This is a genomic window from Sphingomonas sp. CBMAI 2297, from assembly GCF_029870595.1.
Lineage (GTDB): Bacteria > Pseudomonadota > Alphaproteobacteria > Sphingomonadales > Sphingomonadaceae > Sphingomonas.
Window position 1 is genome coordinate 222132 of record NZ_JAPDIR010000004.1, and the last position, 20897, is coordinate 243028.

Consider the following 20897-nt stretch of genomic DNA (forward strand, 5'->3'; position numbering starts at 1 on the left):
CTCCAAAACCCGGTTCCGAAATGCTTCGAGCCGATGGATATCCGGCTCGGGAAAATATCCGGCTCGCGAAGAGGTCAGCGGCGCGTGAAGATCGGCTTCACGAAGGTCGGCGTCTGCGTGCCCCCGCCCACCGGCTTGCGGGCGAGCAGCGGATCGATCGGCGTGTCGAAGGCGATGCCGACGCGGCCGTCGGTCGCCCAGGCGATCCGGCCGCTGACCCAGCCCACGCCGCGCACTTCCACTTCCACCGGCGCGCCCCGCTCGATCGGCTGGGTATATTCGGCCATCAGCCCGCCCTGCGAGAGATTGCGCACCCGCACCTGCTCGTCCGGACGCCCCGCCACGCGGAACTGCGCGGCCAGCATCAGGCTGTCGCGCGAACCGTTGCGCTGGCTGGCGGCGAAATCGTCCGCAGAGAGCGCAGTGAGAGGGTCAAAGGAAAACTGGTCCATCGTGTCGCTCGAAACGCAAGGGGGTTACGCGCGCAGAATAGAGCAGCAAACCTTGTCGAAACGGTAAACAAAGGCCGAAAATGTGCCCCCGCCGCCGAACGGAGGAGGCACAAAAAAGGAGGCCTTCAGCCCCCCGCTATTCGTCCCGCGATACCTTCTCGTTGCGCTCGTGGCGTTCCTGCGCCTCGACGGTCATCGTCGCGATCGGCCGCGCCTCCAGCCGGCCGAGGCTGATCGGCTCGCCGGTCACCTCGCAATAGCCATATTCGCCGTCCTCGATCCGGCGCAGCGCCGCGTCGATCTTGGAGATCAGCTTGCGCTGGCGATCGCGGGTGCGCAGCTCGATCGACCAGTCGGTCTCGCTCGAGGCGCGATCGGTGAGATCGGCCTCGCGCAGCGAGTCGGTCTGCAGCTGGTTGAGCGTCCCCGCGGCCTCGCGGTAGATGTCGTCCTTCCACGCGTTCAGCTTGTTGCGGAAATATTCCAGCTGGCGCGGGTTCATGAAGGGTTCGTCGTTGCTCGGCCGATAGCCGTCGTCGCCGTCATTTGCGGCGGGAGGAACGCGTTTACCCGGTTCGTCGAAGCGATCCAAAACAGTAGCCATCCCCACTCTCCACTACGGTCCTCAATAAGGCCCGAGCCTTACGGAGACCGTTTGCCCTGCGCGGCCCTATACTTACGCGCGGCGGCGTTAACAAGCGCGCCGTCATTTTAATCCACAGGCGTAATACCCCGTAAATGGAGGGAAATTAGCGGCGGCTGAATTGGGGGCCCGTCCACCGGGAATTAACCGACAATGCTCGCGGGCCGGCGGGCAGGAAGCGCCCGTTCCGTACCGAAGTAGAACATTAACCATCGCGAGACAAATCCGGAGCCCGAAAAATACGCGTAAATATGGTTAAGCGGCCTTAACGGCATTGCACTTAACAATTTGTTTTGCACTTTTCGCGCATTGACGAGCGTGAAGCTGCTGACGGTCCCGCGGGGAGCGACACGCCAGCAACGGGAAGAGTGGGAACAATGTCGGTTCGCATGGCCTTGGCTAAACTGTGCGCCTGCACTTGCGGGGGCGCAGTGATCGGCGGCGGTGGCGTCTACGTCACCGAACGCATCCACCAGCCGCGCGTGGTGAAGCACGTCACCGTCACGAAGAAGCGCGTCGTGAAGCGCACCGTGGCGCGCCCGGTGAAGCGAGTCGTCAAGCGCACGGTCACCACCACCACCCAGGGCCAGCCCCAGGTCGTAGTCGTCGCCGCGCAGGGCGCGCCGATCCCGGTGCCTCCGCCCTATGGCGAGATGCCGGTGGTTTCGTCGAGCAGCAGCGGCTCCTCCTCGGGCGTGATCGGCGGCTCGGGCGGCGGCGGCTTCATGGGCGGCTTCTTCGCCGGCGGCTTTTTCGGCGGCTCGAGCAGTTCCGGCGGATCGAGCGGGTCCAGCGGCATCAACATCGAGATCTCGTCGTCCAACTCGTCCTCGTCGGGCGGCTCGACTTCCACCTCCACCGGCGGCTCCTCGACCTCGACGGGCGGTTCCTCGACCTCGACCTCCACCGGCGGCTCGTCGACCTCCACCTCCACGGGCGGCTCCTCCACCTCCACTTCGAGCGGCCAGATCAGCTCGACCTCGACCTCGTCGTCGAGCGGCGACGTCTCGTCCTCCACCTCGACCAGCTCGAGCACCTCGTCGTCCAACAGCTCCTCGACCAGCTCGTCCAACTCGTCGTCGACTTCGTCCTCGTCGAGCGGCCATTGGAGCAATTCGAGCGGCTGGAGCTCGAACGGCGGGCATGGATCGAGCAGCCATGGCGGCTGCCGGCGCGACTGCGGCGGCAGCAGCTCAGGCGGTCCGGCACCGGTGCCGGCCCCGCCGATGATCCTGCTGTTCGGCGGCGCCGCGGCGGCGCTGGTCGCCCGCAAGCGCTTCATGAAGAAGAAGGCGCCGGACGACCAGCCGCAGGACTGAGCCCGTCCCGGCCGGCCCGTCGCCCGCCCTATTCGGCGTTGATCAGCGCTTCCTCGATCTGCGGCACCGTGTGGCGGGTCAGGTCCTTGGCGATCTCGGCCCGCAGGCGGTCGCTCACTTCCTTGTGATAATGTTTGCGGAGCTCGCCCAGCGTGCGCGGCGGAGCGACAATGATCAGCGATTCGAACTCGTTGCGCAGCGCCCGCGCCTTGAGCAGGGCCGCGGCGTCGGCCGCGAAGCGATCCTCCTCGAGCTGGTGGAAATCGGTCTCCTCATAGGCGCTGCGCCGCGCGCCGACGCTCTGGAAGGAGCGGCCGGGCGCATCGCTCGCCTGCGCGCCATTGGCCGGGTTCTCCTGCTCCTCCTTGCGCTCCACCTGCAGGTTCGGGCGCAGCCCGTCGCCCTCGTTGCGCAGCATCAGCAGCTTGCGACCATCGGCAACCAGAACGATCGCATCATGGGGAACCCGCATATCCTGTCTCCTTCGTTGATCCTGCCACATTGAACGCCGCCACGCGCGCCAGGGTTGCGCCCGGGCGGGAGCCCGGTCATACGCCCGGCATGCACGACATCCGCGCCATCCGAGAGAATCCCGCTGCCTTCGACGCCGGCCTGGCGAAGCGCGGACTGGAGCCGCAGGCGGCCACGCTCGTCGCCCTGGACGAGAAGCGGCGCGCGCTGATCACCGAAGTGCAGGCCGGCCTGGCCCGCCGCAACGAAGCCTCCAAGGCGATCGGCGCGGCCAAGGCGGCGAAGGACGAAGCGGCCGCGGCGGCGCTGATGGCCGAAGTAGCCGGCCTCAAGGAGCGCCTGCCCGCGCTCGAGGCCGAGGAGAAGGAAGCCGGCGAGGCGCTGGAGGCCCGGCTCGCCAGCCTGCCCAACCTTCCCTATGACGACGTGCCCCAGGGCGCGGACGAGGACGACAATGCCCTGATGGCCGCGGTCGGCGCGCCGACCGTCCTCGCCTTCGCGGCGAAGGAGCATGACGCGATCGGCCCGGCGCTCGGCCTGGATTTCGAGACGGGCGCGATGCTCTCCGGCGCGCGCTTCACGCTGGTGCGCGGCGCCGCCGCCAGGCTGCACCGCGCGCTCGGCCAGTTCATGCTCGATACGCTGGAGGCCCAGGGCTATGAGCAGACCGTCCCGCCGCTGCTGGTGCGCGACGAGGCGGTATTCGGCACGGGCCAGCTGCCCAAGTTCGCCGAGGACCTGTTCCGGACCACCGACGGCCGCTGGCTGATCCCCACCGCCGAGGTCTCGCTGACCAATATCGTGCGCGAGCAGATCCTCGCCGAGGAGGAACTGCCGCTGCGCTTCACTGCGCTCACCGCCTGTTTCCGCTCGGAAGCCGGCGCCGCGGGCCGCGACACGCGCGGCTTCATCCGCCAGCACCAGTTCGAGAAGGTCGAGATGGTCTCGATCACCACGCCCGAGCAGAGCGAGGCGGAGCATGAGCGCATGACCGGGTGCGCCGAGGGCATCCTGACCGCGCTCGGCCTGCCCTTCCGCCGCATGAAGCTGTGCACCGGCGACATGGGCTTCACCGCGGCGCGCACCTATGACCTGGAAGTGTGGCTGCCCGGCCAGGGCCGCTATCGCGAGATCTCGTCCTGCTCGACCTGCGGCGATTTCCAGGCGCGCCGGATGAACGCGCGCTACCGGCCCGCGGGCGAGCCGGCCGGCGGTGCCGGATCCTCCAAAAGCCCGACCCGCTTCGTCCACACGCTCAACGGCTCCGGCCTGGCGGTGGGCCGCACGCTCGTCGCCGTGCTGGAGAACTACCAGCAGGAAGACGGATCGGTGGCGATCCCCGAGGCGCTCAAGCCCTATCTCAAGGGGCTGAACCGGCTCGAACCGGCAAACTGAGCACCTCCGCATTCAGACGTACCTGACGCGCGCGGAAATGCGCGATATGGTATGACCGGATATGGTTAATTTGGGGGTCGGGATGATGGGGGCAAGGCCGATGGCGCCGGTGGCGCTGCTGATGCTGGCCGCCTGCATTCCGCAGACCGGCGGCGGCTATCGCGATCGGGGTTATGATGCCCCGCCCACGCAGCGGCAGGACCGTCGCCCGCGCTCCCAGCCGGAGCAGGACGGATGGGAGCGCCCCGCGCTCGGCAACGAGCAGGACGTCCGCCGCCTCCCCGCCCCGCCGCCCGCCTGGCAGGCGCGCAAGGTGCAGGCGGATTCGCGAGTCGTGGCGGGCAGCAGCTACACCGTCCAGCCCGGCGACTCGCTGCGTTCGATCTCGGTGAAGACCGGCGCCGGATCGGAAGCGATCGCGCGCGCCAACAACATCCCCTCGCCCTTCGTGATCCGCGTCGGCCAGAAGCTGACGATCCCGGGCGGCCGCTATCACCTGGTCCGCGACGGCGAGACCGGCATCGCCATCGCCATCGCCTATGGGGTCGACTGGTCGCGAATCATCGCGGTCAACGATCTGGAGGAGCCGTACATCCTGCGCACCGGCCAGCGGCTGCTGATCCCCGACACCGCTTCGCCCTCGGGCCGGCCCGAGACGATCGAGCAGCGCGCCGCGCGCTTCCATCTCGATCTGGGCGTCGACGATATCGTCACCGGCGGCCAGCCCGCCATTGCCGAGAAGGCCAGGCCGGCCCAGCCGACCGCTTCCTCCGCGCGCGTGCTGGCGCCCACCACCCCGGTGGCGGCGCCGGCACGGCTCGCGGGCGGTTTCCAATGGCCGCTTCGGGGCAATGTGATCCGGCACTTCGGCCCGGGGGCAAGCGGGGAGCGCAATGACGGCATCAAGATCGCCGTGCCGCTCGACACGCCCGTGCTCGCCGCGGCGGACGGCGTGGTCGCCTATGTCGGCTCGGACATCCCGGCGCTGGGCGGCCTGGTGATCCTTCGCCATGGCGATGGCTGGACGACCGTCTATGGTCATGCCGGCCAGCTGCTCGTGCAGCGCGGCCAGGCAGTGAAGAAGGGCCAGATGATCGCGCTATCCGGCAATTCGGGCTTTGCGGACCGCCCCGAGCTCCATTTCGAGATCCGTCAGGGCCGCAATCCCGTCGATCCGCTGCCGAGGCTGCCCGCGCGCTGATGGCGCTCAGGCCGTCCTCCATGCTGAAGCGCAAGTCGAGCCTGCCCGTCTGGGCCTCGATCGGATGGCGCGTGCTGGCGGTGCTGGCCCTGCTCGCGCTGGCGGTGGGCGTCCATTGGATCGAGCGCGACGGGCTGAAGGATTCGGCGGACGGGCAGGTCAGCTTCCTCGACATCCTCTATTTCACGTCGATCTCGATAACCACGACCGGCTATGGCGACATCGTGCCGGTGAGCAATTCGGCGCGGATGTTCGACGCGTTCGTCGTCACGCCGATCCGCATCTTCGTGGTGCTGCTCTTCCTCGGCACCGCCTATAATTTCGTGCTCAAGCGCACCTGGGAAAAATGGCGTATGGCAGTGATCCAGCGGACCCTTTCGGGGCACATCATCGTGGCGGGATACGGCACCACCGGCTCGGAGACCGTCGACGAGCTGATCGCGCGCGGCCGCCAGCCGGGCAGCATCGTGGTGATCGACCAGAACGAGGCCAATATCGCCCGTGCCGAGGAACGCGGCTGCATCGTCCTGCAGGCGGACGCGACGCGCGACCAGGTGCTCCAGGACGTGCACATCACGAGCGCCGAATCGATGATCGTCTGCGCCGGCCGCGACGACACGTCGATCCTGATCACCCTTACCGCGCGGCACCTGGCGGCCGGCGTCCCGATCAGCGTGATCGTGCGCAACGAGGACAATGAGCTCCCGGCACGGGCAGCGGGCGCGACGACGGTGGTGAACCCGGTGAGCTTCGCCGGGCTGCTGCTGGCCAGCTCGTGCCAGGGCCGCCACCTCGCCGACTATCTGACCGACCTCGCCTCGATCCACGGCACGGTCGAGCTTGCCGAGCGCAAGGTGCGGCCGGAGGAAATCGGCAAGCCGCTATCGGCGATCGCGACCGGGCTGGGCGTGCGCATCTATCGCGGCGGCGCGCCCCATGGCCACAAGGCGCCCGAGGCACAGGCGCTGCAGTCCGGGGACACGATCCTGGAGATCGTGACGGGATAGGACGGGGAGCCTCAGGCTCGCCGCCGCCGCCCCGGCCATTCTCTAGCTCATCCCAGCCATTCTCCACCGTCATCCCCGCGCAGGCGGGGATCCAGGACCACGGGCGGATTGCGCGCGATCAAGCCCTGGGCTCCCCGGAGAGCGGCTCACCCGGTGGCATCGCTGTCCCGCGACTACCCTGGATCCCCGCCTGCGCAGGGATGACGAGAGAGGGATATGAGTCCTCAACCCAAGCCACATGCCCGCCCCCCCTGGCAGCCACAGCTTGCAATGTAGGATTTCGCCTGCTGGGCTCACACAGCCGTGGTCGTGCCTCGGCGGCTCTTTGACCCTGTTGGAAAGATAGGATCGCGCTCGCGCAAGGATGTTACGAGATGGCTGGCATTGCCGGGAAGATAGGGAAAACAAGCCCGCGCCGAAATCGGCGCAGGGTACGACCTTCGGGACCTTTGTCGAGCGGATCCGGCGCAAGATGTAGGGCATCCGGGCCGCCTTGCGACGAGCCTGATGCCGAAGCTCAAAGGCTCTCCCGCGCCTCGTCGCACTCCTCGCAGCCTTCCTCGGCGCCGTGCAGGAACAGCAGCGGATCGGCACGGACCTTCTCGGCGGCGATCCGCACCAGATCCTCGGCGTCCATCAGCCGGGCCTCGGCATGGCCGACCCTGCCCTCGCGCAGCAGGCCCGCCGCGCTCAGCCAGGCATTGGCCAGCTCGAACTTCTCGCAGCAGCTGTCATTCTCGCCATAATGCACCTCGGCGCCGCCGGCATCGATATAGTGGAAGTCGCTGCGATAGGGCGCGCCGCCGACCAGTTCGGCCAGGTGCAGCATGGTGTTGGCGTGATGGCCGATGCCGAGCAGCAGCACCTGCCCGCCGGCCCGGCGGATACGGTCGATCGCGCTGTCCGGCGCGGCGGGCGGCAGCACGAAGGGGCCGCCGGTGATCCATTCGGCCCTGGGGCCGCGCGCCGAGACCGCGTCGAAATGCGCGCTGCGCAATACCCCGGGCATGCGCCAGAACAGGTCGGCGACGATGCCCAGATCGTCGCGATTGGGCGTGGCCGCCGGATCGAAGGGCGCATCGTCGTCGCCGGTCGCCGAGGGCATGGCGAGCGTGCCCTCCGGCCCCAGCACCGCGGTGAGCGCTTCGATCAGCCCCTCGGGCCCGCCCGCGACCGGGCGGACGGCGCGATAGCTCATATGGACGAGCAGCACGCCGCCTTCGCGCACGCCCAGCTCGCGCAGCTGGGCGCGCAGCTTCTCTTGGGAAATCGTCTCCATCTTGACCCTGATGCCATCCCGGCCATGGTCGCGCCATGTCCGAAATGCTCCTTGCCCGCCTTCTGCCGATCCTGCTGCTGATCGGCTCGAACGTGTTCATGACCTTCGCCTGGTACGGGCATCTGAAGTTCAAGCAGGCGCCGCTGCTGCTCGTCATCCTGGCGAGCTGGAGCATCGCCTTCGTCGAATATTGCCTGGCGGTGCCGGCCAATCGCTGGGGCAGCGCGGTCTATTCGGCGGCGCAGCTCAAGGCGATGCAGGAAGTGATCACCCTCACCGTGTTCGTCGGCTTCTCGATCCTCTATCTCGGCCAGAGGATCACGGTGAATCACCTGATCGGCTTCACGCTGATCGCGGCGGGTGCCTGGTTCATCTTCCGCGCGCCCGGCTGACCCCGCGGCACCGGCCGAATCGCTCCCCGAAAGCATCGGCCTAGCTTTTTCGGCGAAAATCCCTATGTCGCCCGCCAATCATGGCAACCAAACTCCCCGAGGCGCCCCGCGTGGGCATGGTGTCGCTCGGCTGTCCCAAGAACCTTGTCGACAGCGAGCGGATCCTCACCAAGCTGCGCAGCGACGGCTATGCGATGTCGCCCGACTATGCCGGCGCCGACGTCGTGCTCGTCAACACCTGTGGCTTTCTGGACAGCGCCAAGGAAGAATCGCTCGAGGCGATCGGCGAGGCGATCGCCGAGAATGGCCGGGTGATCGTCACCGGCTGCATGGGCAAGGAAGCCGAGACGATCCGCGCCCGCTTCCCCAATGTGCTCGCCGTCACCGGCGCGCATCAATATGAGGAAGTGGTCGGCGCGGTGCACGAGGCGGCGCCGATGCCGCCCTCGCCCTTCGTCAACCTGGTGCCGGACGCGGGCCTGAAGCTCACGCCGCGCCACTACAGCTATCTGAAGATCTCCGAGGGCTGCAACCATCGCTGCGCCTTCTGCATCATCCCGGCGCTGCGCGGCGACCTGGTAAGCCGCCGCCCCGACGCGATCCTGCGCGAGGCGGAGAAGCTGGTGGAGGCCGGGACGAAGGAGCTGCTGGTCATCAGCCAGGACACTTCGGCTTACGGCGTCGACATCCGCAAGGAGCCGCGGATGTGGAAGGGCCAGGAAGTCATCCCCCACATGACCGATCTCGCCCGCGAGCTCGGCAGGATCGCCCCCTGGGTGCGGCTGCACTATGTCTATCCCTATCCCCATGTCGACCAGGTCATCCCGCTGATGGCCGAGGGGCTGGTCCTCCCCTATCTCGACATTCCGTTCCAGCATGCCAGCCCGTCGGTGCTCCGTTCGATGAAGCGCCCGGCCAATGAGGCCAAGGTGCTCGAGCGGCTGCGCAACTGGCGCGCGATCGCGCCGGACCTGACGATCCGCTCGACCTTCGTCGTCGGCTTTCCCGGTGAGACCGAGGCGGATTTCCAGTATCTGCTCGACTGGCTCGACGAGGCCCAGCTCGACCGGGTCGGCGCGTTCCGCTTCGAGCCGGTCGAAGGCGCCGCCGCCAACGACCTGCCCGGCGCGGTGCCCGAGGAAGTCAAGGAAGAACGCTATGCCCGGATCATGGAGAAGACCGCGGCGATCAGCGCGGCCAAGCTCCAGGCCAGGATCGGCCGCACGCTCGAAGTGATCATCGACGAGGTCGGTGAGGAAGGCGGCGCCACCGGCCGCAGCCAGGCCGATGCGCCGGAGATCGACGGCGAAGTGTTCCTGCGCGACGCGGGGCATCTTCGCCAGGGCGATATCGTGCGGGTCGAGATCGAGGACGCGGACGAGCACGACCTCTATGGCGTGCCGCTGGCCTGACGCGAGCAAGGCGGTGCCGCGGGGGCACCGCCCGCCCCCTAGAGCTCAGCGCGCCTTGGCGTTCAGCCCCATCACCGACTCGACGACGGTCGCGACGGCGAGGCCGCCGAAGAACGCGGTCAGGCCGGTGGTGATCAGCCCCTGATCGCGCAGCATCGGCTCGAACAGATTGACGGCGATCACGCCGCCCGCCGCGCCGAGAATGCCGTCGACCAGCCGCCACCAGGGCTCGGGATCCGGATGTGGCGGCCGTGGCCAGCGCCACCAGCCCGGCCATTTGGTGCCACACCACCCCATCATCGCTGCAAATGCAAATAACATGGCAATTCCCCTCTCAATCGAGGTGAGTAAAATGCTTCGTATATGCTGCAACCCCGCTGCGATCATAACAGCTATCTACTTCAAGTAGAACATATTAGATTTTGCATTACCGGGAGGCGATCTCCGATGTTACTAACAGGCAATTACACCGTTTCGGCGCAACATGTGACGATACTTAGCCGATTCCATGCCGGGTGCGCATGGCGCGCGCGCCAAACGGAAAGATGACGGAAACGGCAGGCTGGCCTAAGCTTGCGCGACCACGCTCCGGAGGCCCCATGTTCCGACCCGCCCTCGCCGCCGCCCTTCTCATCGCCACCCCCGCCGCCGCGCAGCAGCTCTCCGCCGACGAGACCGCCAGGGTCGACACCATCGTCGCCGATGCGCTCAAATCGTCGGGCGTGCCCTCGGCCTCGGTCGCGATCGTGCGCGACGGTCGGATCGTCTTCGCCAAGGCCTATGGCGATCAGGGCCCGGGCATGAAGGCGACCAGCCCGGCGGCGAAATACCAGATCGCCTCGATCTCCAAGCAATTCACCGCCGCGGCGATCCTGCTGCTCGAGGACGAGGGCAAGCTCGGCCTCGACGACAAGGTGTCGAAATGGGTGCCGGACATCACGGGCGCGGACCGGATCAGCATCCGCCAGCTGCTCAGCCACACCGCCGGCATCCAGGACTATTGGCCGCAGGATTATGACTTCGCCGCGATGGAGAAGCCGGTGACGCCGCGGCAGATCCTCGATCGCTGGGCGAAGAAGCCGCTCGATTTCGAGCCCGGCACCGCCTGGCAATATTCGAACACCGGCTATGTCGTCGCCGGCATGATCATCGAGAAGGCCTCGGGCATGAAGCTGCTCGACTATCTCCAGAAGAAGATCTTCAAGCCGCTCGGCATCGACGCGATGGATCAGGACTATGCGGTGGGCAAGGGTTTCCCCCAGGGCAACCACCGCTTCGCGCTCGGCCCCGTCCGCGCGGCCCGGCCGGCGGCGCATGGCTGGCTATGGGCGGCGGGCGAGCTGGCCATGTCGGCCAGCGACCTTGCCAAATGGGACATCGCCCGGATCGACCGCAAGATCCTGAGCCCCGAGGACTGGGCGACGCAGGAAACCGCGATCAAGCTCACCAACGGCAGCGATACCCATTATGGCCTCGGCGTGTCGCTCGGCAATCGCGCGGGTGACAAGACCGTCGCGCATGGCGGCGAGGCGGTGGGCTTCCTCTCCGACAATTTCGTGATGCCCGGCAAGCGCTTCGCCGTGGTCGCCTTGGTCAATGCCGATTTCGGCGGCGCGCAGGACGCGATCACCGGCGGGATCACCGATCTCCTCTATCCCGTCCCCCAGCCCGCTCCCGTCATCTCGGAGGACCTCTATCGCGACCAGCTCGCGCGCAAGCTGTTCGACCAACTCCGCGCCGGCACGCTCGACCGGTCGCAGCTCACCGAGGACGCCAGCTATTATTTCACCGCCCAGGCGACCGGGGACTATCACGCCAGCCTCGCCCCGCTGGGCGATCCGGCGAGCTTCACCGCGCGCGGCAAGCCGCGGCTGCGCGGCGGCTTCGTCAACCGCAACTACGACATCGTCTATGCCGATGGCCGCAAGCTGATCGCCATCACCTATGCCGAGCCGGGCAAGGAAGGGAAGTTCGAGCAGTTCCTGGTCCAGCCGAGGGACTGATGCGCCTTCCCGCCCTGGTTGCCGCCCTATTGTTCACCGCCAGCCCGCCCGACGCCGCAACGGTGCGGCCAGTCGATCCGCTGAGCGTGCGGGACGACGATTTCGCCCGGCACCGCGACCCGGCGGAATGGCGGGGACTGGCCGTCTCGGCCGTGGAATTCCGCGAGGAGCGGGCCCGCTGGCGCCTGTGGCGCATCGCCAATGCGGAGCGCCCCCGGGGGCCGCTCTTCTTCGTGCCGCACGACAATGAGAATGCCGGGTTCGAGGCCGGGCTGATGGCCGTGCGGAAATATGGCGGCGTGCTGATCGCGATCGACTCCGGCATCTCGCCCGGCAGCGACGGCAAGCGGCTGAACGAGGCGGTGGACTATGGCAGGCCGATCGACCCCAATCGCAATTTCGACACCGCGCTCCCCGGCTATGCACGCAACGTCCTGGCCGATCTCGCGCATGGCGCCTGGCCGATCATCGCGCTCCACACCAACGCCAAGGGCTTCGAAACGGCCGGCTCGCGCTGCAACAAGGGGGATCAGGAGGGCAGCGGGATCATCTCGATCCGCTATTGCGACGACACGCTGATCCCGAGCCCCTCGCTATCGAAGGCCTGGCCGTTCGACGATGACGACACCGTCGCCTTCGCCACCTTCCTCGCCAGGGATCCGCCCGGCGCCGCCTTTTGCCGCGACGCGATGGTCGGCGCGGATTTCAACGTCGTGCAGGAGCGCGTGGTGACCAGCGACGGCTCGCTCTCCAACTATGCCGTGCTGCACGGGCTCGCCTATCTCAACTTCGAGACACTCGACCGCGGGCTGGATCCCGCCGAGCTCGCCCAGGCGCGCGACCGGCTCGGCTTCATGATCGACCGCGCGATCGCCCTGTGCGCGCCGGGAGTGAAGGCACTGCGCTGAACGCCGGCGGTCACCTGGGCCGTATCGACGCTCAGCTCTATTCCCTCCACTCGCGGCGGCGAGGGAAGGAAGCCGAATGCCGAAATCCCAGGTCGCGGAGGCGCTCGCTCCGTCGCGCCGCCCGAAGGGGGATCGGGGGAGCTACTGCCCGAACCCCGCCTCGCCGGCCTGGCGGACCGCCTCGCGCGCCGCCGCGAACAAGGCGCCCGCCTTGGCCTCGCATTCGCGCTGCTCGTATGCCGGATCGCTGTCCGCGACGATGCCGGCGCCGGCCTGGACGTGCATCGTGCCGTCCTTCACCAGCGCGGTACGGAGCACGATGCAGCTGTCCATCGATCCGTCGGGCGAGAAATAGCCGACGCCGCCGGCATAGGGGCCGCGTGTCTCGGGCTCCAGCTCGGCAATGATCTCGCAGGCCCGCACCTTGGGCGCGCCGCTCACCGTGCCCGCCGGGAAGCCGGCGAACAGCGCATCGAGCGCGTCCTTGCCCGGCGCCAGCTTGCCGACCACGTTCGAGACGATGTGCATGACGTGGCTGTAGAACTCGACCGTGTAGCTGTCGGTCACCCGCACGCTGCCTGCCTCGGCCACCCGGCCGACATCGTTGCGGCCCAGGTCGAGCAGCATCAGATGCTCGGCGCGTTCCTTGGGATCGGCGAGCAGGCTGGCGCGGTTCTCTTCGTCCTCCGCCGCGGTCTTGCCGCGGGGGCGCGTGCCGGCGATCGGCCGGATCGTCACTTCGCCGTCGCGCACCCGCACGAGGATCTCCGGGCTCGATCCGGTGAGCGCGAAGCCCGGCAGGTCGAGATGATAGAGGAAGGGCGAGGGATTGATCCGGCGCAGCGCGCGATAGAGCTCGAAGGGCGGCAGCGCGAAGGGCGTGGTGAAACGCTGGGCGAGCACCACCTGGAAGATGTCGCCCGCCGAGATATATTCCTTCGCCGCGGCGACCATCTCGCCATAGCGGCCCGGACGCAGCACCGGGGTGAGCCGCACTTCCTCGGGCTCGGCGCGCACTGGAGCGGGGAGCGCCGCGCCGGCGAGCTGCGCAGCCACCGCATCGATCCGCTCGGCCGCCAGGTCCACGTCTCCGTCCGGCCAGACCGGAGCGACCAGGAACAGCGCATCGGCGAGCCGGTCGAACACCAGCACCACGGTGGGGCGCACGAACATCATGTCCGGCACGCTGATCGGGTTCTCGGGCGGGCGCGGCAGCTTCTCGACCAGGCCCACCGTCTCGTAGCTGAAATAGCCGACCAGGCAGGCGAGCGCGCGCGGCAGCTCGGGCGGCACTTCGGTGCGGCAGCGCGCGGCAAGCCCGCGCAAGGCGTCGAGCGCGGGCTCGGCGCAGGGCCGGAAAGCGTGCCGGTCGGTCAGCCATTCGGCATTGATCGCCGCTTCGTTGCCGGTGGCGCGGAAGACGAGGTCGGGCGCCAGTCCGATCAGGCTGTGGCGCCCGCGCACCGATCCGCCCTCGACCGATTCGAGCAGGAAATCGCCCCGGCCGGGCTCGATGAGCTTGAGCGCGGCGGCAACCGGCGTCTCGGTATCCGCGATCTGGCGCCGCCAGAGCAGCGCCGGCCGCCCGGCGGCGAGCGCCGCGCGGGCGGCTTCGATGCCCTCGATCACCGGCTCAGCGCACGCCCTGGCGGGTCAGGTCCGCGCGCAGGCGGGCGATCGCCGCCTCGTTGCGGGTGACCTTCATGTCGCCGCGGATCGCGCGGATGAACTCGCGGGCATATTCCGCCGGGATCTGCTGCTGCAGCGCGCTGCGCATGCCGGCCATCGCCATGGCATCGCCCGATGCGTCATGCGGCTCCACCGTGCCGAGATACACGATGTAGAAGCCGTCGCGGTTGGGCGCGTCGAGCATGCGGGCGGTCTTCGGCTGCATGCTGAAGGCCATCTTGATGAAATTTTCCTTCTGCGCGATTTCCTGGCGCTTGAAGTCGAACGGCTTGGGCGCCGGCCCCTTGGCGCCGGCATCGGCCAGGGCCTTTTCCATCGGCACGCCCTTGTTGAGCGCGGCGACGACCGCGGTGGCGACGGCCTTTGCCTTTTCCAGCGCCTTGTCGGTCAGATAGTCGCCCTTCACCTTGTCGCGGATGCCGGCGAGCGGCCGCGGCGCGGCGGGGACGATCCGGTCGAGCTTCACGATCGCGAAGCCGCCCTCGGGCGAGATCTGCACGATCTGCGAATCGTCGTCCGGATTCTCCATGGCGAAGCCGCCGCGCATGATCGCGACCATCGCGGGATCGGGCTTATAGGCTTCATTGTCCGGATCGGTGCCGCCCGCGGCGAGCGCCGGAGTGACCTGCGCGGTCAGCTTGGCATCGGCCAGCAGCTCGGCGAAGTTCTTGCCGTCGCCCACGCCGTCCTCGATCTTCTGGCGGGTGTCCGCCAGCGCCTGCGCCGTCTTGCGCTGGGTGATCTCGGTCGAAAGCTCCTCGCGCGCCTGGTCGAGCGACTTGGCGGCGACCTTCTCGATCTTTTCGACGACCAGGATGTGCCAGCCGAGCTGCGACTTGATCGGGCCGACGATGCCGCCCTGCGCCGCGGCGAAGGCGGCATCCGCGATCGCGGCGGTGGTCTGGCGGCCGAGCTCGGCCTTCTGGATGCCTTCGAAATTGCTCGGCTCGAGGCCGGCGGCCTGCGCGGCGGCGGTCAGCGCCTTGCCGCCCTTCACTTCGCCGGCGATCCGGTTGGCGGTTGCCTGGTCGAGCACGACCAGCTGGCGCACGCCGCGCTTCTCGGTCGCGGCGAAGCGGGCGCCGGCCTTCTTGTAGGCATCGGCGATCTCGGCCTCGGTCGCGGTCTGCTGGGCGCGGATCTGGTCCGGCATCACCGTCGCGTAGCGGACGATGCGGCGCTGGGGCACCAGATAGCGGGCGCGGTGGCTGACATAATAGGCGTTCAGCGTCTTGTCGTCGGGATCGGCGCCCGGATCCATCTGGGCGGTGTTGACCATGCCGACGACACCGGCACGGCGCTCGAGCAGCAGCGAGGCATAGGGCGCGACCACGCCGTTCGGAATATCGGTGCCGATCGTCGCCCGGTTGACCAGCCAGGTGCCGAACCGCTCCCGCATCATGCTCTCGCGGAAGAGAGCGGGAGCCAGGCGATTGTCGGCGAGCAGCTTCTCGAACGCCTGCTGGCTGAACTTGCCGTCGATGCCGGCGAAGGAGGGGTTGCTGGCGATCTCGGTGTCGATCAGCTTCTTCGAGACCTGCATGCCCGATTTCTTGGCGAATTCCACCAGCGCGGCCTGGTTGATCATCTCGTCGATCGCGATGTCGAGCCCGCCCTGCGCGAGGAACTGCGCCATCGTGACGCTCTGGCCCTCGCGCTGGAGGTTGCGGATGAACCGGTCGATCCGGTCCTTCACATCGGTGTCGCTGATCTTCTCGCCGCCCACCGTGGCCAGCGTGCTGCTCGTCGCGCCGCCGCCCGAGTTGCGGATGCCGGTGATGTCGCCGGCGGCAAAGGCGATGGCGATGAGGCCGAGGAAAAGGAACACCGCGATCAGGCCGTAGCGCGACTTGGTGAAATTGCGGAAGAAGCTGAGCATGAAGGGCCGATCGTTGGAGACGCGTTTCCCGGTGCTTTAGGGCGCTCATCCGCCGCCATCAAGCTTGTGCGAACGCCCGCGCCTGCTATCCGCGAGTGAAATAATCAAAACGGGAGGTTGGGTGATGCGCCGCAAGCTGGTGGCCGGGAACTGGAAGATGCATGGGCTGCGCGCGCAGCTGCCCGAGGTCGAGGCGATCGCGGCGGCGGCCGCGGCGGCACCGGCGGTGGACGTGGCGCTGTGCGTGCCGTTCACGCTGATTCACCCGGCGGCCCAGGTCGCGGGCGGCCTGCCGATCGGGGCGCAGGACCTGCACGAGGCCGATCAGGGCGCGCATACCGGCTGCATCTCCGCGCCGATGCTGGTGGAGGAAGGAGCCACCCTCACCATCGTCGGCCATAGCGAGCGCCGCGGCGACCAGCACGAGACCAGCCACGATGCCTATATGAAGGCCGCCGCCGCGCATCGGCACGGCCTGGGGGTCATCCTGTGCTGCGGCGAGCTGGAGGCCGAGCGCGCGGCGGGGCGGGCCGAGCGCATCGTCCAGTCGCAGATCGAGAAATCGCTGCCCGACGATGCCGATCCGAGCTGGCTGACGCTCGCCTATGAGCCGCGCTGGGCGATCGGCACCGGCAAGACGCCGACGCCCGACGAGATCGCCTCGATGCACGCGATCCTGCGCGCCAAGCTGCGCATGATGATCGGCGAGGCCAAGGCCGACGGCATCCGCATCCTCTATGGCGGATCGGTGACCGGGGCCAATGCCGCGCAGATCCTTGCCCTCGACAATGTCGACGGCGCGCTGGTCGGCGGCGCGAGCCTCACCGCCGAGAAGTTCGTGCCGATCATTCGGGGGGCTGCGTCGGTTTCCTGACTTCACCCAGGGTAAGATACGCGGTCACGCCCGAGAGCGCGGCCGCGGCGGCGCCGACCAGCGCACCCATGTGGAAGGCGCTGATCAGCCCCGCGCCGGCGGCCGCGATCACCGCGCCGGCGATCGCGGTGGCGATCAGCCCGCCGGTGCGGGCGATCGCGCTGTTGAAGCCCGACGCGGTGCCGGTATGCGTCTCGTCGACCGAGGCGAGCACTGCCGTGGTGAGCGGCGCGGCGACGCTCGCCATGCCGATCGCGATGGCGAGCGCGCCGGGGAATACCGAGCTCCAATAGGGCGCGTCCGCATCGACCCGCAGCAGCAGCGCGAAGCCGATCGCGACGATCAGCGGGCCGATGGTGAGCGGCCAGCGCGGGCCCACCCGCGCGGTCACCTTGCCCATCACCCGGCTGGCGATCCCCATGCCGAGCGGCATCGGCAGCAGCGCGAATCCGGCGTGGAGCGCCGAATAGCCGCCGGCCTGGATGAGGACATAGGGGAGCAGCAGCAGCACCCCGCCCAGCGCGCCGTAGAGCAGGAAGGTGAGCAGGGTGAGCCCGGCAAAGGCGCGCGAGCCGAACATCGCCACCGGCATCATCGCCCGGTCGCCGCGCGCATGCTCGATCCACAGGAACAGGCCGATGGCGAGCGCGCCGGTGGCGAGGCCGATCGCCACCGGCGCGTCCAGCGCGTGGTGGCTCGACCAGAGCGTGAGCGCCCAGGTGATCGCGCCCAGCGCCAGCGTCGCGGCGGCGGCGCCGGGCAGATCGAGCGGCAAGTCGCCCTCGGCGCTTTCCTCGACATAGCGCATCGCGATGAAGATCGCGGCGAGCGCCACCGGCACGTTGACATAGAAGATCGCGCGCCAGCCGATCGCGTCGACCAGCCAGCCGCCGAGCGGCGGGCCGACCGCGCCCGCGATCGCGCCGACTCCGGCCCAGGTGCCGATCGCCTTGCCGCGCGCCTCGCCGGTAAAGGCATGGCCGAGCGTGGCGAGGCTGTTGGGCAGCAGGATCGCCGCGCCGATGCCCTGCGCGGCGCGGGCGGCGAGCAGCAGGGTGAGGTCCGCCGCCACGGCGCAGGCGATCGAAGCGAGCGTGAACATGCCGATGCCGAGCACCAGCAGCCGGCGCCGCCCGAAATGATCCCCCGCCGCGCCGCCGATCAGCAGCAGGGCCGAGAGCGGCAGCATATAGGCGTTGATCGTCCATTGCAGCTCGGCGGGCGTGGCGCGCAGGTCCGCCCCGATCGCCGGCAGCGCCACATTGGTCACCGATCCGTCGATGAAGGCGAGGCTGGAGGCCAGGATGCAGGCGGTGAGAATGAGGTTGGGATGCCTGGCCTGCATGGCGCTTCCGTAGCAGATCGCACCGTCCTGGTGGAGCGGGCTTGTGCCGTGCCGCCATCCGCATAGCATGCGCGCGGTTCACGGGAGGGTTCGATGCCGCTTCTCGCCTGGTTCGCCTGCCTGCTCGCCCTGGTCGCCACGCCCGCCGCTGCCGCGAGCACGCTCGATCACGGCCGGATCGACGCCGCCAGCCTGAGGGGCAACGCCGCCGGATTGCCGAGCGCGCGCGGCGTCACCGTCTATCTGCCCGACGGCTATGCCGCGAACCGCGCGAAGCGCTTCCCGGTGGTCTATTATCTCGGCAATTTCTTCGAGGACGATCGGGCGCCCTGGTCGAACAACGGGGCGCAGGCGCTGTTCGACCGGGCAATCGCGCGCGGCGTGATCGGCGGCGTGATCGTCGTGACGGTCGACTGCACCACGCCGGCGGGCGGCTCCTGGTACGTCAACTCGCCGGCGACCGGGAATTGGGAGGATTTCCTGTCCCGCGAGCTCATTGCCTGGGTGGATGCGCGCTACCGCACCCTGGCTTCGCCGGCTTCGCGCGGGATTGCGGGCGACCGCATGGGCGGGCACGGCGCGATCCGCCTGGCGATGCGCCATCCCGAGGTCTTCGGCGCGGTCTATGCGCTCCATCCGATCGGCATGGGGCCGGGGCTGCAGACGATGTTCTCGCGGCCCAATTGGCGGCTGCTCCAGGACGCCAGGGGAATCGACGATCTGCGCGGCGACGGCTTCTCGCTGATCTTCACCTCGATCTTCCAGGCGCATCTGCCCGATCCGGCACGCCCGCCGCTGTTCTTCGATCCGCCGGCGCGGCTGAAGGACGGCGGGCTGGAAGTGGATGCGGCGCTGACCGAGCGGCTCAACGCCAGCTTCTTCCTCGAGCGCCAGGTGCCGGCGCATGCCGACAATCTCAGGCGCCTGCGCGGCTTCATGTTCGACTGGGCGCGAGGGGACGCCAATCCCGACCATATCGTCTCGCTCCAGGCCTTTACCCACACGCTCGATGCGTTCGGCGTGCCCTATGAAGCCGAGGAATATCGCGGCGGCTGGGGAGAGCGGCACTGGGGCGAGGACGGGCGCATCTACATGGAGATGCTGCCCTTCTTCGCGCGGAAGCTGGTGTTCTAGCGCAACCTGTCTGCTCCCCTCCCTGCAAGGGAGGGGAGCCGAGACTTACTTCCCGTAGCGGTCCTTCAGCACCTTCCACACGGCGCGCAGGCTCACTGCCTCGGCGCCCTTGGGGCGGCCGGGCTTGTGGCTGCCGTTCCAGCAGAAGATGTCGAGATGCGCCCATTGCGCCTTTTCGGGGACGAACTCCTTGAGGAACAGCGCAGCGGTCAGCGCGCCGCCGAACGGCGCCTCGGCGGCGTTGACCATATCGGCCACGTCCGACTTCAGCATCTCCTTGTACGGATCGTAGAGCGGCAGGCGCCACATCGGATCCGACTCGGTCTCCGCCGCGGCCAGCAGCTCGCTCGCCAGCGTGTCGTCATTGGCGAACAGCGCCTGCAGGTCGGCGCCCAGCGCGACCCGGGCGGCGCCGGTGAGCGTCGCATAGTCGATCACCAGCTCCGGCCCCTTCTCCTCGGCCTTGGTCAGCGCATCGGCCAGGATCAGGCGGCCTTCCGCGTCGGTGTTGCTGTTCTCCACCGTGATGCCCTTGCGCGAGCGCATGATGTCGCCCGGGCGCGTCGCCTCGCCGTTGATCGAGTTCTCGACGGCGGGGACCAGCATGTGCAGCCGCACCGGCAGGCGCGACGCCATGATCAGCTCGGCGGTGGCCAGCGCGTGCGCCGCGCCGCCCATGTCCTTCTTCATCAGGCGCATGCCGGCGGCCGGCTTGATGTCGAGGCCGCCCGAATCGAAGCACACGCCCTTGCCGATGATCGCGATCTTCGGATGCTCGGGATTGCCCCATTCGATCTCGATCAGGCGCGGCTCGCGGCCCTTGCCGGCGGCCTTGCCGACGGCCCAGAGCAGGCCGTAACCCTTCGCGACCTCATCGCCCTTCACCACCGTCAGCTGGCCGCCATGCGCCTTGACCAGCTCGGCCGCGGCGGCCTCGAGATCGGCGGGCCCCATGTCGTTGGCACCGGTGTTGATCCGGTCGCGCAGCTTGTAGGTGGCATTGGCCATGCGCACCGCTTCCTCGATCCGCGCGGGCTCGGACGTGAGCAGCACGCGCGGGCCGACGGGCGCCTTCTCGTCCTTCTTATAGGCATCGAACTTATACTGGGCGGCCAGCCAGCCATGGATCGCCTTGCCGGGCTCGACGCCCTCGACGCGGTACGTCCCTTCCGGAAGCGTCTCGGCGAGCTTGGCCAGGCACCAGGCCGACAGGCGCTCGACGTTGGCGACGACGCTCACCACCGACCAGTCCTCGGCGCCGTCGCCGGGCAGGATCGCGCTGGCATGGGCGCTGGGCGCCAGCTTCTGCGCGGCGGCGGCGGTGCGGTGGCGCGGCGGCTGGGCGGCGAGCCACGCGTCGAACCCCTTGGCGTCGATCACGTGGATGGTGCGGGCGGGCTGGCCCTTGTCGGGCTGAACGAGCGTGTTGGGATCAGGCATGGGCGTTGATCTAGGTAATGGCGGCGGCGAGGGCTAGGGGCTTTTGCGTTTCTC

19 protein-coding genes are annotated in these 20897 nt (G+C 68.5%); 10 read left to right on the forward strand and 9 right to left on the reverse strand.

The window, feature by feature from the left end; all coding sequences use genetic code 11:
- Positions 1-74: 74 nt before the first annotated feature.
- Together OMP43_RS07985 and dksA are read right to left on the reverse strand one after the other, a co-directional pair.
- Positions 75-452, reverse strand: a complete 378-nt coding sequence (locus OMP43_RS07985) for a PilZ domain-containing protein (RefSeq protein WP_280279183.1) — start codon at positions 450-452, stop codon at positions 75-77.
- 136 nt (positions 453-588) lie between these two features.
- Complete coding sequence (gene dksA / locus OMP43_RS07990) at positions 589-1056, reverse strand: RNA polymerase-binding protein DksA (protein WP_086130855.1); 468 nt, start codon at positions 1054-1056, stop codon at positions 589-591.
- Between the two features lie 470 nt (positions 1057-1526).
- On the opposite strand from dksA, the gene OMP43_RS07995 reads away from it, so the two are divergent.
- Positions 1527-2414, forward strand: coding sequence for a PEP-CTERM sorting domain-containing protein (locus OMP43_RS07995; protein ID WP_280279184.1), 888 nt, complete (start codon positions 1527-1529; stop codon positions 2412-2414).
- A gap of 28 nt (positions 2415-2442) precedes the next feature.
- On the opposite strand, the gene OMP43_RS08000 is transcribed toward OMP43_RS07995, so the two are convergent.
- The gene (locus OMP43_RS08000; RefSeq protein ID WP_280279185.1) at positions 2443-2886 is read right to left on the reverse strand and encodes a host attachment family protein; all 444 of its coding nucleotides are present in this window, start codon (positions 2884-2886) and stop codon (positions 2443-2445) included.
- A gap of 89 nt (positions 2887-2975) precedes the next feature.
- Here OMP43_RS08000 and serS point away from each other — a divergent pair, with 89 nt between their 5' ends.
- The 3 genes from serS (at position 2976) to OMP43_RS08015 (ending at position 6488) form a co-directional block, all read left to right on the forward strand.
- Positions 2976-4280 (forward strand): serine--tRNA ligase, encoded by a 1305-nt coding sequence (serS, locus tag OMP43_RS08005; RefSeq protein ID WP_280279186.1) that lies wholly within the window; start codon positions 2976-2978, stop codon positions 4278-4280.
- A gap of 85 nt (positions 4281-4365) precedes the next feature.
- Entirely contained in the window at positions 4366-5481 is a 1116-nt protein-coding gene (locus OMP43_RS08010) for a peptidoglycan DD-metalloendopeptidase family protein (RefSeq protein ID WP_280279288.1), read from the forward strand.
- A 20-nt stretch (positions 5482-5501) separates the two neighbouring features.
- Positions 5502-6488, forward strand: a complete 987-nt coding sequence (locus OMP43_RS08015) for a potassium channel family protein (RefSeq protein WP_280279187.1) — start codon at positions 5502-5504, stop codon at positions 6486-6488.
- Positions 6489-7005: 517 nt separating this feature from the next.
- On the opposite strand, the gene OMP43_RS08020 is transcribed toward OMP43_RS08015, so the two are convergent.
- A complete protein-coding gene (locus OMP43_RS08020; protein WP_280279188.1) occupies positions 7006-7767 on the reverse strand; it encodes an AAC(3) family N-acetyltransferase in 762 nt (253 codons plus the stop codon).
- 44 nt (positions 7768-7811) lie between these two features.
- On the opposite strand from OMP43_RS08020, the gene OMP43_RS08025 reads away from it, so the two are divergent.
- Entirely contained in the window at positions 7812-8159 is a 348-nt protein-coding gene (locus tag OMP43_RS08025) for a DMT family protein (protein ID WP_280279289.1), read from the forward strand.
- Between the two features lie 80 nt (positions 8160-8239).
- Positions 8240-9571: a 30S ribosomal protein S12 methylthiotransferase RimO gene (gene rimO / locus OMP43_RS08030; RefSeq protein ID WP_280279189.1), complete on the forward strand. Its 1332-nt coding sequence runs from the start codon at positions 8240-8242 to the stop codon at positions 9569-9571.
- Positions 9572-9616: 45 nt separating this feature from the next.
- Here rimO and OMP43_RS08035 read toward each other — a convergent pair whose 3' ends face one another.
- Positions 9617-9892 (reverse strand): hypothetical protein, encoded by a 276-nt coding sequence (locus OMP43_RS08035; RefSeq protein WP_280279190.1) that lies wholly within the window; start codon positions 9890-9892, stop codon positions 9617-9619.
- Positions 9893-10170: 278 nt separating this feature from the next.
- Between OMP43_RS08035 and OMP43_RS08040 the strand changes: the two genes are divergently transcribed.
- A complete protein-coding gene (locus tag OMP43_RS08040; RefSeq protein ID WP_280279191.1) occupies positions 10171-11574 on the forward strand; it encodes a serine hydrolase domain-containing protein in 1404 nt (467 codons plus the stop codon).
- Positions 11574-12482, forward strand: a complete 909-nt coding sequence (locus tag OMP43_RS08045; RefSeq protein WP_280279192.1) for a hypothetical protein — start codon at positions 11574-11576, stop codon at positions 12480-12482. The genes OMP43_RS08040 and OMP43_RS08045 overlap by 1 nt, the downstream gene beginning before the upstream one ends.
- A gap of 141 nt (positions 12483-12623) precedes the next feature.
- Here the strand turns inward: OMP43_RS08045 and trpE are convergent, their stop codons facing one another.
- Together trpE and OMP43_RS08055 are read right to left on the reverse strand one after the other, a co-directional pair.
- The gene (trpE, locus tag OMP43_RS08050) at positions 12624-14108 is read right to left on the reverse strand and encodes an anthranilate synthase component I (protein WP_280279290.1); all 1485 of its coding nucleotides are present in this window, start codon (positions 14106-14108) and stop codon (positions 12624-12626) included.
- 7 nt (positions 14109-14115) lie between these two features.
- On the reverse strand, positions 14116-16050 hold the full coding sequence (locus tag OMP43_RS08055; protein WP_280279193.1) for a peptidylprolyl isomerase: 1935 nt from the start codon (positions 16048-16050) through the stop codon (positions 14116-14118).
- A gap of 121 nt (positions 16051-16171) precedes the next feature.
- On the opposite strand from OMP43_RS08055, the gene tpiA reads away from it, so the two are divergent.
- A complete protein-coding gene (gene tpiA / locus OMP43_RS08060; protein WP_280279194.1) occupies positions 16172-16924 on the forward strand; it encodes a triose-phosphate isomerase in 753 nt (250 codons plus the stop codon).
- Here tpiA and OMP43_RS08065 read toward each other — a convergent pair.
- Positions 16896-18269, reverse strand: a complete 1374-nt coding sequence (locus OMP43_RS08065; RefSeq protein WP_280279195.1) for an MFS transporter — start codon at positions 18267-18269, stop codon at positions 16896-16898. The genes tpiA and OMP43_RS08065 overlap by 29 nt on opposite strands.
- Before the next feature lie 93 nt (positions 18270-18362).
- On the opposite strand from OMP43_RS08065, the gene OMP43_RS08070 reads away from it, so the two are divergent.
- A complete protein-coding gene (locus tag OMP43_RS08070; RefSeq protein WP_280279196.1) occupies positions 18363-19403 on the forward strand; it encodes an alpha/beta hydrolase-fold protein in 1041 nt (346 codons plus the stop codon).
- Positions 19404-19448: 45 nt separating this feature from the next.
- On the opposite strand, the gene OMP43_RS08075 is transcribed toward OMP43_RS08070, so the two are convergent.
- Positions 19449-20843 (reverse strand): leucyl aminopeptidase family protein, encoded by a 1395-nt coding sequence (locus OMP43_RS08075; RefSeq protein WP_280279197.1) that lies wholly within the window; start codon positions 20841-20843, stop codon positions 19449-19451.
- Positions 20844-20897: the final 54 nt, after the last annotated feature.